This is a genomic window from Bradyrhizobium sp. WBOS08, assembly GCF_024585125.1.
Lineage (GTDB): Bacteria > Pseudomonadota > Alphaproteobacteria > Rhizobiales > Xanthobacteraceae > Bradyrhizobium > Bradyrhizobium japonicum_B.
Genome location: NZ_CP028988.1, coordinates 3,103,771 through 3,116,203, shown reverse-complemented (window position 1 = coordinate 3,116,203; position 12,433 = coordinate 3,103,771). Strand labels below are relative to the sequence as shown.

General features: G+C 66.7%; 8 protein-coding genes. 3 read left to right on the top strand and 5 right to left on the bottom strand.

Features of this window, described 5'->3' with window-relative positions; genetic code table 11:
- Positions 1–81 precede the first annotated feature (81 nt).
- From DCM80_RS14820 to DCM80_RS14805, 4 genes are all read right to left on the bottom strand, one after another.
- Positions 82–2,295 (bottom strand): FAD-dependent oxidoreductase, encoded by a 2,214-nt coding sequence (locus tag DCM80_RS14820; protein ID WP_257197657.1) that lies wholly within the window; start codon positions 2,293–2,295, stop codon positions 82–84.
- 174 nt (positions 2,296–2,469) lie between these two features.
- On the bottom strand, positions 2,470–3,678 hold the full coding sequence (locus tag DCM80_RS14815) for an acetyl-CoA C-acetyltransferase (RefSeq protein ID WP_257197656.1): 1,209 nt from the start codon (positions 3,676–3,678) through the stop codon (positions 2,470–2,472).
- Positions 3,679–3,733: 55 nt separating this feature from the next.
- Positions 3,734–5,524, bottom strand: coding sequence for an acyl-CoA dehydrogenase C-terminal domain-containing protein (locus DCM80_RS14810; protein WP_257197655.1), 1,791 nt, complete (start codon positions 5,522–5,524; stop codon positions 3,734–3,736).
- A 101-nt stretch (positions 5,525–5,625) separates the two neighbouring features.
- Positions 5,626–6,009, bottom strand: coding sequence for a nuclear transport factor 2 family protein (locus tag DCM80_RS14805; RefSeq protein ID WP_257197654.1), 384 nt, complete (start codon positions 6,007–6,009; stop codon positions 5,626–5,628).
- Positions 6,010–6,209: 200 nt separating this feature from the next.
- Between DCM80_RS14805 and DCM80_RS14800 the strand changes: the two genes are divergently transcribed.
- Together DCM80_RS14800 and DCM80_RS14795 are read left to right on the top strand one after the other, a co-directional pair.
- The gene (locus tag DCM80_RS14800) at positions 6,210–6,800 is read left to right on the top strand and encodes a PadR family transcriptional regulator (protein ID WP_257179446.1); all 591 of its coding nucleotides are present in this window, start codon (positions 6,210–6,212) and stop codon (positions 6,798–6,800) included.
- A 354-nt stretch (positions 6,801–7,154) separates the two neighbouring features.
- On the top strand, positions 7,155–10,571 hold the full coding sequence (locus DCM80_RS14795) for a tetratricopeptide repeat protein (protein ID WP_257197653.1): 3,417 nt from the start codon (positions 7,155–7,157) through the stop codon (positions 10,569–10,571).
- Positions 10,572–10,870: 299 nt separating this feature from the next.
- Here the strand turns inward: DCM80_RS14795 and DCM80_RS14790 are convergent, their stop codons facing one another.
- The gene (locus DCM80_RS14790) at positions 10,871–11,497 is read right to left on the bottom strand and encodes a glutathione S-transferase family protein (RefSeq protein WP_257197652.1); all 627 of its coding nucleotides are present in this window, start codon (positions 11,495–11,497) and stop codon (positions 10,871–10,873) included.
- 184 nt (positions 11,498–11,681) lie between these two features.
- On the opposite strand from DCM80_RS14790, the gene pyrE reads away from it, so the two are divergent.
- Positions 11,682–12,245, top strand: coding sequence for an orotate phosphoribosyltransferase (gene pyrE, locus DCM80_RS14785; protein WP_028138917.1), 564 nt, complete (start codon positions 11,682–11,684; stop codon positions 12,243–12,245).
- The last annotated feature ends 188 nt before the right edge of the window (positions 12,246–12,433 follow it).

The window sequence follows — 12,433 nt, the reverse complement described above, 5'->3', positions numbered from 1 at the left end:
AAGCGTAATCCGGGGGGCTCTCGCGACTTGAAAAACTGTTCCCGGATTTCGCTTACGCTCCATCCGAGCTACAAGCGCGCCTCAAGCTGCCGCCTTCTTCGGAGCGAAGCGGCCGTAGAAGGTTTCGCCCTTCGCCGCCATCTCCTCGAGCAGTTTCGGCGGCGTGAAGCGCGAGCCGTACTTCGCCTCGAGCTTGCGGCAGAGCTCGACGAACTTCTTCGTGCCCATGAAGTCGATGTAAGACAGCGTGCCGCCGGTGAACGGCGCGAAGCCGAAGCCGAGGATCGAGCCGACATCCGCCTCGCGCGGATCGGTGATGACGTGATCCTCGACGGTGCGCGCGGCTTCCACCGCCTGCACCACCAGGAAGCGCTGCTTCAGCTCCTCGACGTCGAGCGTGTCGGGGTCGAGTTGCTTCGGCTGCAAGGCCGAGAGGCCCGGCCACAGGCTCTTCTGGCCCTTGCCCTTCTCGGGATAGTCGTAGAAGCCCTTGCTGTTCTTGCGCCCGAGGCGGCCCTGCTTCTCGACCATCTCCACCATCAGCTTCTTCTGATCGGGATTGATGGCGTTGGGACCGAGATCGGCCTCCGTCGCCTTCATGATCTTGAGGCCGAGATCGAGCGCGACTTCATCCGAGAGCGAGAGCGGGCCGACCGGCATGCCGGCCATCTTGGCGCAGTTCTCGATCATCGCCGGCGGCACGCCTTCGAGGAACATCTCGTTGCCCTCGGCGACGTAACGGCCGACGCAGCGATTGGCGAAGAAGCCTCTGGAGTCGTTGACCACGATCGGCGTCTTGCCGATCTGCCGGACATAGTCGAGCGCGGCCGCGATCGCGAGATCGCCGGTGTTCTTGCCCTTGATGATCTCGACCAGCATCATCTTCTCGACCGGCGAGAAGAAGTGGATGCCGACGAACTTGCCCTGGTCCTTGAAGCTCTCGGCCAGCGAGGTGATCGGCAGCGTCGAGGTGTTCGAGGCGAAGATCACGTCCGGCTTCAGATATTGCTGCGCCTTGGCGAAGGTCTCGGCCTTGACCTTGCGGTCCTCGAACACGGCCTCGATGACGAGGTCGACGTCCTTCAGAGCGGCATAGTCGGCGGTCGGCGTGATGCGCGCGAGCAGCGTCTCGGCATCCGCAGGCTTGGCGCGCCCCTTCTTGATCTGCTCCTCGATCACCTTCTGGGCATGCGCCTTGCCCTTGTCGGCGCTCTCCTGGTCGCGGTCGATCAGGACGACGTCGAGGCCGGCACGGGCCGAGACGTAGCCGACGCTGGCGCCCATGAAGCCGGCGCCGATCACGGCGATCTTCTTCACCTTGGTCGGCGGCACATCCTTCGGGCGGCGCGCCCCTTTGTTGAGCTCCTGCATCGACAGGAACAGGCTGCGGATCATCGCGGCCGCTTCCTTCGAGCGCAGCACCGAGGTGAAGTAGCGCGACTCGACGCGCAGCGCGGCGTCGATCGGCAGCTGCAGGCCCTCATAGACGCAGCTCATGATCGCGCGCGCGGCGGGATAATTGTCGTAGGTCTCGCGGCGATAGATCGCGTTGCCGGCCGGGAACATCATCATGCCGGCCTTGGAGAACACCGGACCGCCGGGCAGCTTGAAGCCCTTCTCGTCCCAGGGCGCGACGGCCTTGCCGCCGCCCTTGATCCAGTCCTTGGCGGCCTTGATGAGATCGGCGGACGGAACGATGGCGTGGATCAGGTTCAGCGCCTTGGCCTTGTCGACCGTGACAGGATCGCCCTTGAGCAGGATCGTCATCGCGTCCTGCGGCGGCACCAGGCGCGGCACGCGCTGCGTGCCGCCGGCGCCGGGGAACAGGCCGACCTTGACCTCGGGCAGGCCGAGGCGCGTCTTGGGGTTCTCCGCGGCGACGCGGTAATGGCAGCACAGCGTGATCTCGAAGCCGCCGCCGAGCGCGAGGCCGTTGATCGCGGCGGCCCACGGCTTGCCCGAGGTCTCGATCGAACGCAGCACCAGCGAGAAGCGACGGCTCTGGTCGAACAGCATCTGGTTCGCCGCGGTCTCGCCCTGCTCCTTGAAGACCTTCGCGTAGGTCTGGTTCATGCCTTCGAGCATGGAAAGGTCGGCGCCCGCACAGAACGCCTCTTTCGCTGAGGTGATGACGACGCCCTTCACCGCGGCATCCGCCGTGGTCGCCTTGACGATCGCGTCGAGCTCGTTGGTCGAGGTCTCGTCGAGCACGTTCATGGAACGGCCCGGGATGTCCCAGGTGACGAGCGCGATGCCGTCTGCGTCGGTCTCGACCTTGAAATTCTTGTACGACATGTTGGTTGCTCCTCGGTGCCGCAGCCGATCCCAGGCGCGGCGGTTGACGGTGATCTCGTAGGGTGGGTTAGCGAAGCGTAACCCACCACGGTCTTTCGCTGCGGAGACAGAAGAGGTGGGTTACGCCGAGCAGATGCGCTACGCGCATCTGCGGGGCTAACCCACCCTACGGACCTACACCCGCTCGATGATGGTCGCGGTGCCCATGCCGCCGCCGATGCACAGCGTCACCAGGGCGGTGGACTTGTTGGTGCGCTCGAGCTCGTCGAGCACGGTGCCGAGGATCATCGCGCCGGTCGCCCCTAGCGGATGGCCGAGCGCGATGGCGCCGCCATTGACGTTGATCTTGGCGCTGTCGATGTCGAAGGCCTGGATGTAGCGCAGCACCACGGAGGCAAAGGCCTCGTTCAGCTCGAACAGGTCGATGTCCGACGTCTTCATGCCGGAACGCGCGAACAGCTTCTCGGTGACGTCGACCGGACCGGTCAGCATCATCGCCGGCTCCGAGCCGATATTGGCGAAGGCGCGGATCTTCGCCCGCGGCTTCAGCCCATACTTGCTGCCCGCTTCCTTGCTGCCGAGCAGCACGGCACCGGCACCGTCGACGATGCCGGAGGAATTGCCGGCATGGTGCACGTAATTGACGCGCTCGATCTCGGGATGGGACTGGATTGCAACGCCGTCGAAGCCGCCCATCTGCGCCATCATGGTGAACGAGGGCTGCAGCTGCGCCAGCGACTGCATCGTCGTCGAGGGACGCATGTGCTCGTCCTTGGCGAGGATGGTGAGGCCGTTGATGTCCTTCACCGGCACCACGGACTTGTCGAAGCGGCCCTCGTCCCAGGCCTTGGCCGCGCGCTGCTGGCTCTGCACGGCGTAGGCATCGACGTCGTCGCGCGAGAAGCCGTATTTGGTGGCGATCAGATCGGCCGAGACGCCCTGCGGCATGAAGTAGGCGGGCACCGCCATCGACGGATCCATCGGCCAGGCGCCGCCGGACGCGCCGATGCCGACGCGGCTCATGGATTCGGCGCCGCCGCCGATCACCAGCTCGTGCTGGCCGCTCATCACCTGCGCGGCCGCGAAATTCACCGCATCCAGGCCGGAGGCGCAGAAACGGCTGATCTGCACGCCGGGCACGGCTTCGCCGAGACCGGCCTTCAGCGCGGCGAAGCGCGCGATGTCGCTTCCGGCCTCGCCGACCGGATCGACCACGCCGAGGATGACGTCGTCGACGGAATCCTCCGGAAGATTGTTGCGGTCCTTCAGCGCCTTCAGCGGCACGGTGGCGAGCGCGAGCGCGGTGACTTCGTGCAGCGCGCCGTCCGCCTTGCCGCGGCCGCGCGGGGTGCGAACGTGGTCGTAGATGAATGCCTCAGGCATGACGCCCTCCTGGTATGATGTTCGATGCGATTGGGAGCAGGCCGCGGAAGCAGGCTCAGAACGCTTCCGCCGGCAATTCCATGATGGTGGCGCAGCCGGCCTGGATGCGCGCGAGATTGGCCGCGGTCTCCGGCAGCATCCGCTCCATGAAGAAACGGCCGGTGACCAGCTTGGTGGAGAGATAGGGCGTCGCCCCGCTCTCGGCAATCTTGGCGTTCGTCACCTTGGCCATCTTCGCCCACATGTAGCCGAGCGCGACGAAGCCGAACAGATGCAGGTAATCGGTTGCGGCGGCTCCCGCATTGTCCGGTTTCGCCATCGCGTTCTGCATCAGCCAGGTCGTGGCCTGCTGGAGATGGCCGAGCGAGGTCGAGAGCGGGGTGATGAAGGGCTTCAGCGCTTCGTCGCCGCCGTTCTCCTTGGCGAAGGCCATGACCTCGCCGAAGAACGCCATGATGGCGCGGCCGCCGTCGCGCGGCAGCTTGCGGCCGACGAGGTCGAGCGCCTGGATGCCGTTGGCGCCCTCATAGATCATGGCGATGCGGGCGTCGCGCACGAACTGCTCCATGCCCTGCTCGGCGATGTAGCCGTGGCCGCCATACATCTGCTGCGCCTGCACCGCGTTGGCGAAGCCGTAATCGGTGAGGAAGCCCTTCAGCACCGGCGTCATCAGGCCCATGTGGTCGTCGGCGGCCTGGCGGTCCTTCGGGTCCTCGGAGCGGTGGGCGACGTCGCTCTTCAGCGCGGTCCACATCACGAAGGCGCGCGCGGCCTCGTTGAAGGCGCGGATCGAGAGCAGCGTGCGGCGCACGTCGGGATGCACGATGATCGGGTCGGCCGGCTTGTCCGGCGCCTTGGCGCCGGTGAGCGAACGGCCCTGGATGCGCTCACGGGCATAGGCGACCGCGTTCTGATAGGCGACTTCGGATTGCGCGAGGCCCTGCACGGCGACGCCGAGGCGAGCCTCGTTCATCATCACGAACATGCCCTGCATGCCCTTGTTCTCTTCGCCGATCAGCCAGCCGGTGGCGTTGTCGTAGTTCATCACGCAGGTGGAATTGCCGTGGATGCCCATCTTGTGCTCGAGCGAGCCGCAGACGACGCCGTTGCGCGCGCCCACCGAGCCGTCGGCATTGACCAGGAATTTCGGCACCACGAACAGCGAGACGCCCTTGATGCCGGCGGGTGCGCCCTCGATGCGGGCGAGCACGAGGTGGATGATGTTCTCGGCGAGATCGTGCTCGCCGGCGGAGATGAAGATCTTGGTGCCCGTGATCTTGAAGCTGCCGTCGGCCTGGCGCACCGCCTTGGTGCGGAGCATGCCGAGGTCGGTGCCGCAATGCGGCTCGGTCAGGTTCATGGTGCCGGTCCATTCGCCGGCCACCATCTTCGGAACGTAGGTCTGCTTCTGCTCGGGCGAGCCGTGAACGATCAGCGCCGCGGTCGCGCCCATGGTGAGGCCGCCATACATCGAGAACGCCATGTTGGCGGAGATCTGAAATTCGTTGACGGCCTGCGAGAGCGTCACCGGCAGGCCCTGCCCGCCATATTCGGTCGGCGCCGACAGGCCGAGCCAGCCGCCCTCGGCGACCTGCTTGTAGGCCTCCTTGAAGCCCTTCGGCGTGGTGACGCTGCCGTCATCGGCACGCTTGCAGCCTTCGAGATCGCCGACGCGGTTCAGCGGCTGCAGCACCTCTTCGGCGAGCTTGGCGGCTTCACCGAGGATGGCGTCGCGCACATCGCTCGAGGCGTCGGAGAAGCCGGCGAGATTGTCGTAGCGGTCGATCTGGAAGACGTCGTTGAGCAGGAAGTTCACGTCTTCGACGGGGGCTTTGTAGATCGGCATGGGGTTCTCCCGGCAATGGCCTTAGAAAGCGGTGATGTCAGTGATTCCTGCGAGGCAGCCTGGCCCGCGAGCTTAGCGGGTTCCGCAACCTCAGGGCAGGGTCATGATTGGGCGGCCAGCTGCTCCGCCATCAGGCGGTGCAGCATGTTGATCGCCTTGAGCGGACGCACCATCACCTTGAAATGGGTGATACGTCCGTCGCTGTCGAAGCTGATGATGTCGACGCCGTTGATCTCGATGCCGTCGATGACATTCCTGAATTCGAGCACGGCGCCATTGTCGCTGCGCCATTCACCGACATAGGTGAAGCCGGGCCCGCCGAGCACCTTCTCGGCACTGGAGAGGTATTTGAAGGTGATGTCGCGGCCGCGCTGCGGCGAATGCACGACCGGGCTTTCGAACACGGCGTCGGGATGCAGCAGGTCCCAGAGCGCGGCGCGGTCATGGGACTTCATGTAGGCGTACCAGGAATCGAGGCCGGTCATTTGCAGCTGCCTCCCTAAAGGCCTGGACAAAATGTGCGAAAACAACCCCATGCACAGTAGCGTGGCGTTTGATTTCGCTGGGTTTTTCGGATCGGATCTTGCGCCCGGCCCGATGTGTCCCCTATATGCACATTGACGCATATGCGCCAATGCGCATAAAGTCAAGCATGATGGTCGAGGTTGAAACAAGGAGGCCGGCCATGGCGCTGGGCGACGCGATCCTCGCATGCCTGACGGAACGCCCGATGACGGGCTACGAGCTCGCCAAGACGTTCGATTCCTCGATCGGATTCTTCTGGAAGGCCGACCATCAGCAGATTTACCGCGAGCTCTCCAAGCTGCGCGACCGCGGCCACATCCAGGGCCGCGAGGTCGTGCAATCGGGCAAGCCCAACAAGCTGGTTTATACGCTCACTCCGGAGGGGCGAACAGCGCTGCGGCACTGGGCCGCGCGGCCAAGCACGCCGGCCTCGACCAAGGACGACCTCTTGGTCCGCCTCCACGCCCTCGACAGCATCGACATCGAGCCGCTGCGCACCGACCTGATGGCGCGCCTGGAGCATCACCGCGACCGCCACGCCAATTACGAGCGCATCCTGAAGAAGCGTTTTCCCGACGGCACGGCGGAAGGAAGGCTCGACCTCGGCAATCTGCTGCTGCTCCGCCTCGGCGCCCGTCATGAGCAGATGGTGGCCGACTTCTGCGAAGAGGCGCTCGATGCGCTGTCGGCGATGAGCGGCAAGGCCACGGTGGTGCCGCTGGAGGAGGGCAAGCGCGAGGGGAAGGGCTAGGCGCTGGCGCTAATCGAGACCCTCGCGGTGTCATGCCCCGCGACGGCGGGGCATCCAGTAGCCCGAGGCGGCGCGACTGGAATCGAGCCGCTACGGCGTACTGGATCGCCCGCCTTCGCGGGCGATGACGGCGGAGCGTGAGGCCACGACAGGTCGCAAAGGATACTGCCCCGGTTCCCCCGCCCAACTTTAAGACACCCGTGCCACGTTCCTTAACTCGTTATTTACCGTAACGGACAAAAGTCGGTTTTCGAGGCAGACGACCCGCGCCAAATTCGATTGTGTTTGCAACTGGCACGCGTGGGAAGGCTGGAGGCGTCGGGTGGGGCGCCGGAGTCGGAACCGGACAGAGTCATGAATTCGCGCGTATCGTGGAGTGTGGACGGCATCGATCCATCCGTCAGGGAGCGGGCCGAAGCTGCTGCGCGTCGCGCGGGCATGTCGCTGAACGACTGGCTGAACTCCACGCTCGGCGACACTCCCCCGCCGAACTTTCGCGGCCCTTACGATCAGCGTCCGCAGCAGATGCCCGCTCAAGCACCGAGCCAGGAGAGCCGCGAAGTCGCCGACATCCACCAGCGGCTCGACGCGATCACCCAGCAGATCGAACGGATTTCAAAGCCGGCCCCGCGCCAGGACTCGTCGCGACCGGACGTCACGCGCGAGCAGGGCGTCGCACGCCAGCTCAACGACGCGATCTCGCGGCTCGATGCGCGGCTGTCGCAGATCTCCCGCCCGCAGCAGCCTCAGGCGCCGCGTCCGGCACCTGCGCCCTCGCCCGTCGAGACGCGCCAGCGCCAGGCCGATGCGGTCGAGCGCGCGGCCGCGCAGGTCTATCGCAACGCCCCTCCCCTGAGCCCCGCTTCCTTCGACGTCGCCGTCGCCGAGATCACCGCGCGCCAGAGCGAGCTCGACGGTTTTGCGCCGCGGCAGATGCCGCCGCGCGCCGCGCCGTCGATTGCGCCTTCGGCTGCTCCTTATGCGCCCCCGATGGCGCCGCCCGCGCCTGCCTATGCGCCGCCGCCACCAGCGCCGGGACCGGACTTCTCCTCGCTCGAGCGCCATCTGCTCAAGATTACGAGCCAGATCGAAGCGCTGCAGCGCCCCGACAATACCGAGCAGGCGATCAACGCCTTCCGCAGCGAGCTCGCCGAGATCCGTACCGCCATCACCGAGGCGATGCCGCGGCGCGCGATCGAATCGATCGAGAACGAGATCCGCTCGCTGCATCGGCGCATCGACGAGACCCGGTCCAACGGCACCGACGGCCAGGTGCTGTCCGGCATCGAGCATGCGCTGTCCGACATCAAGCAGGTGCTGCGCACGCTGACGCCGGCCGAGCAGCTCACCGGCTATGACGAGGCGATCCGCAATCTCGGCGCCAAGCTCGATCTGATCCTGCGCGCCAATGACGATCCCTCGACGGTGCACCAGCTCGAGAGCGCGATCGCGGCGCTGCGCGGCATCGTCTCCAACGTCGCCTCCAACGAAGCGCTGGCCCGCCTGTCCGAAGACGTGCAGCTGCTGTCCTCCAAGGTCGACCAGGTCACCCGCGCCTCAGGCCAGGGCGACAGCTTCGCGGTGCTGGAGCAGCGCATCGCCGCGCTCACCGCGGCGCTGGAAACCCGCGAGCGGCCGCAGCCGTCCGAAAGCACCGAGCATCTGGAAGCCGCGATCCGGGCGCTGTCTGACCGTTTCGACCGCATGCAGGTCGGCAACGATTCCGCCTCGACCTTCGCGCATCTGGAGCAGCGCGTCTCCTACCTGCTGGAGCGGATCGAAGCCGCCTCCGACCCGCGCAACGGCAATCTGAGCCGCGTCGAGGACGGGCTGCACGACATCCTCCGGCACTTGGAGCGGCAGCAGGCGACCTATTCCGCGCTGGCCGAGAGCCGCAATTCGGCCCCCGTCGATTCCGGAATGGTCGACCTGGTCAAGCGCGAGCTGTCCGACATCCGCTTCAGCCAGGCCGAGACCAACCGGAGCACCCAGGACTCGCTCGACGCCGTCCATAGCGCGCTCGGCCATGTCGTCGATCGCCTGTCCATGATCGAGGGCGACCTGCGCGCAGTGCGTACGGCGCCGCCGGCCGCCGCGCCGCAGCCGATGGCCATGCCGGTGGCTGCTCCCATGCCTGCTGCCATGGAGCCCCCGCCTGTGGCGCGCGAGCCGCGGCCGCAAGCGCAGCAGCCGAAATACGATCCCAAGCCCGAGCTGCCGAATCCCGCCGCGATGCAGAGCGCGCAGGCCGCCTTCGCCGCTGCGCCGCGTGAATTCCATGCCGCTGCTCCCGCCGCGCCGCCGCCGGTGCCGCCGGTGCCGCCGCGTGCGATCAGCGAGATCCTGGAGCCGCACACGGCGCCCGCCCGCGCCGCGCTCGCACCGGAGTTGCCGCCGGATCATCCGCTCGAGCCGGGGACACGGCCGGGTGGACGCGCCGCCACGCCGTCGGAGCGCATCGCCGCCTCCGAGAGCGCGATCAGCGGTATTCCTGCTGCGGCGAAAGAGCCGGTCTCGTCGTCGAGCTTCATCGCGGCCGCCCGCCGCGCGGCCCAGGCCGCCGCCGCGCAGCCGGAAAAGCCGGCGCGCGGTGCCAAAGCCGGCGCCGATCGCGGCAAGGACAAGGGCAAGGACGGCGGTTCGACCATCAGCTCGAAGATCCGCTCGCTGCTGGTCGGCGCAAGCGTGGTCGTGATCGTGCTCGGCACCTTCAAGATGGCGATGAACCTGCTCGAGGGCAGCCCGACGCCGGCGCCGCAGGCGATGGACAACACCTCCAGCCAGCCCGCGCCGCAGGCCCCGTCGCCCCCTGTCATCGAGAACAAGCCCGCGACGCCCGAGCAGGTCACGCCATCGATGACCTCGCCGACGCCGATCGGCCGGCAATCCCAGAACAATGCCGCGCCGGCGCCCGCTACCAATCCCGGCAACTCGGCCTCGGTCGAAATTCCGGTGGCGCCCGCCGCAGCGGTGCCGCCGCCGACGAGCAGCGACATCACCGGCGCGCTATCGGGCACCAGCCGCGCCAAGCTCGGCGTCATCCAGGTGCCGCCGAGCGAGAAGCTGCCCGACGGCATCGGCGGCCCCGCCTTGCGCAGCGCCGCGATGAAGGGCGATCCGACCGCGGCCTACGAGATCGGCTTGCGCTTTGCCGAGGGCAAGGGCGTTGCGACCAACTACGACGAAGCCGCCAAATGGTACGACCGCGCGGCGCAGGCCGGCGTCGTCCCCGCCACCTTCCGGCTCGGCACGCTCTACGAAAAGGGCCTGGGCGTGAAGAAGGACGCCGACATCGCCCGCCGCTACTACACCCAGGCCGCCGAGCGCGGCAACGCCAAGGCGATGCACAATCTCGCGGTGCTCGATGCCGATGGCGGCGGACGCGGGGCCAACTACAAGAGTGCGGCGCAGTGGTTCCGGAAAGCGGCCGATCGCGGCGTCGCCGACAGCCAGTTCAACCTCGGCATCCTCTATGCCCGCGGCATCGGCGTCGAACAGAACCTCGCCGAGTCCTACAAATGGTTCAGCCTGGCGGCCGCGCAGGGCGATGCCGACGCCGCCGGCAAGCGCGACGACGTCGCCAAGCGGCTCGATCCGCAATCGCTCGCCGCCGCCAAACTCGCGATCCAGACTTTTGCGGCCGAGCCGCAGCCGGATGATGCCGTCAATGTTCCGGCCCCGAACGGCGGCTGGGACAGCGCGCCGCAGGCGAGCGCCAAGCCGGCGCCAAAGCCGGTCGCAGCCAAGCGTTCAGCTTCGGCTGCGCATTAAAGACCAAGAGCTTTAGGCAGACAGAACAAGCTACGTGCTCGGTGCACCTCTCCCACTTGCGGGCGGGGCTATCGCATATGGTGCGCGACGCCGTCGCGGCATCGGCAGTAGGCTCCCTCTCCCGCTTGCGGGGGAGGGCCGGGGTGGCTATTACGGCAAGCCGGGTCCGGTCGTCATGCTTCAGGGTTGGCTCGAGTTCCAAGCCATGAAACGCGGCGCCCACCTCATGCTCCCCCCACGGGATAACCAGAGTGATGTGTGAATCCAGTAGCCCACAAGGGGGAGAGGGTGAAGAAACCTCAATCCAGCTTCGCCTCCATGCCCCGCTTCACCGCCGGGCGGGCCATCAGGGCCTCGTACCAGCGCTTGACGTTGGGGAAGTCGGTCAGATCAACCTTGTGGCGAGGGTGGCGCCAGGCCCAGCCCAGGATGGCAAAATCGGCAATCGAGAGCTCGCCGGCGACGAAGTCGCGCCCGTCCAGGCGGCGGTCGAGCACGCCGTAGAGCCGGCGCGTCTCCGCCATGTAGCGCTTCAGGCCGTAGGCGCGGTCCTGCTCGTTCTCGAGCGCGATGAAATGGTGCACTTGGCCCGGCATCGGGCCGAAGCCGCCCATCTGCCACATCAGCCATTCGTAGACGGGGATCCGCTCGCGAAGCGATTTCGGCAGGAATTTGCCGGTCTTTTCACCGAGATAGAGCAGGATCGCGCCGGATTCGAAGATGCTGACCGGCTTGCCGTCGGGGCCCTCGGGATCGACGATCGCGGGGATCTTGTTGTTCGGGGACAGCTTGAGGAATTCCGGCGCCATCTGCTCGCCCTTGGTGATGTTCACCGGGATCACCTTGTAGGGCAGCCCCATCTCCTCCAGCGCGACCGAGATCTTGCGGCCGTTCGGCGTGTTCCAGGTGTGCAGCTCGATGGTCATTCCCGTTTCCTTACCCAAGAGGCGTCGCGCCCGATCCGGGCTCTCAACTACTCCAGAAGGCCGCAGCCCCACAACCGGCGGCCGGGGATGGCCGATCCCTGTTGACGAGGGACGCCCCCTCTGGAATGTCGCTCCCGTCGCGGATAAATTGCGCCTCCTCCAAAGAGCTGTTCGAGGGACCGCCGTGTCGAAATCTGCCTCCCGCGCCCGCCTGTTCGAAATCATCCGCCGGCGCTCATTCGGCCGCGGCGAGGTGACGCTCGCGTCGGGCCGCAAGAGCGATTTCTACTTCAACCTCAAGCCGACCATGCTCGACCCGGAGGGGGCGACCCTGCTCGCCGAGCTCACTTACGAGGCGCTGAAGGACGACAATCTCGACTTCATCGGCGGCCTCGAGATGGGCGCGGTGCCGCTTGCCGGCGCGCTGGCGCAGATCTCCTGGATCAAGGGCCATCCGATCGCGGCATTCTTCGTGCGCAAGAAGCCGAAGGAGCACGGCGCCAAGCTCGCGATCGAGGGCCTGCCGAAGGGGGAGACGCTTGCCGGCAAGCGCGTCGTGATCGTCGAGGACGTCACCACGACCGGCGGCTCGGCGATGAAGGCGGTGGAATCCGTGCGCGAGACCGGCGCCAATGTGGTGCTGGTGCTGACCATGGTCGACCGCGAGGAAGGCGCCACCGACACTTTCGCCGCGGCCGGCCTGCCGTTCCGCTCGCTTTACAAGGCGTCGGAGTTTTTGAAGGCCTAGAGTTCTCGTGTCCCGGGCGCGGCGCAGCGCGTAGCGGTGCGACGCTGAACCGGGACCCAGCTTGCTCACCATCGGCATGGACCCCGGCTCTGCAGCGCACCGCTGACCGGACGATGCTTCGCATCGCCGGGGGAGCGCTGTGCTGCGTCCGGGGCACGAGGCCAACTCCCCTTCAACCGCTCATTTAC

Bases quoted from the DNA above. Each gene is read 5' to 3' on its own strand.
- DCM80_RS14820 (WP_257197657.1), bottom strand. From the start codon at position 2,295: ATGTCGTACAAGAATTTCAAGGTCGAGACCGACGCAGACGGCATCGCG.
- DCM80_RS14790 (WP_257197652.1), bottom strand. From the start codon at position 11,497: ATGACCATCGAGCTGCACACCTGGAACACGCCGAACGGCCGCAAGATC.
- DCM80_RS14800 (WP_257179446.1), top strand. From the start codon at position 6,210: ATGGCGCTGGGCGACGCGATCCTCGCATGCCTGACGGAACGCCCGATG.
- DCM80_RS14805 (WP_257197654.1), bottom strand. From the start codon at position 6,009: ATGACCGGCCTCGATTCCTGGTACGCCTACATGAAGTCCCATGACCGC.
- DCM80_RS14795 (WP_257197653.1), top strand. From the start codon at position 7,155: ATGAATTCGCGCGTATCGTGGAGTGTGGACGGCATCGATCCATCCGTC.
- DCM80_RS14815 (WP_257197656.1), bottom strand. From the start codon at position 3,678: ATGCCTGAGGCATTCATCTACGACCACGTTCGCACCCCGCGCGGCCGC.
- DCM80_RS14810 (WP_257197655.1), bottom strand. From the start codon at position 5,524: ATGCCGATCTACAAAGCCCCCGTCGAAGACGTGAACTTCCTGCTCAAC.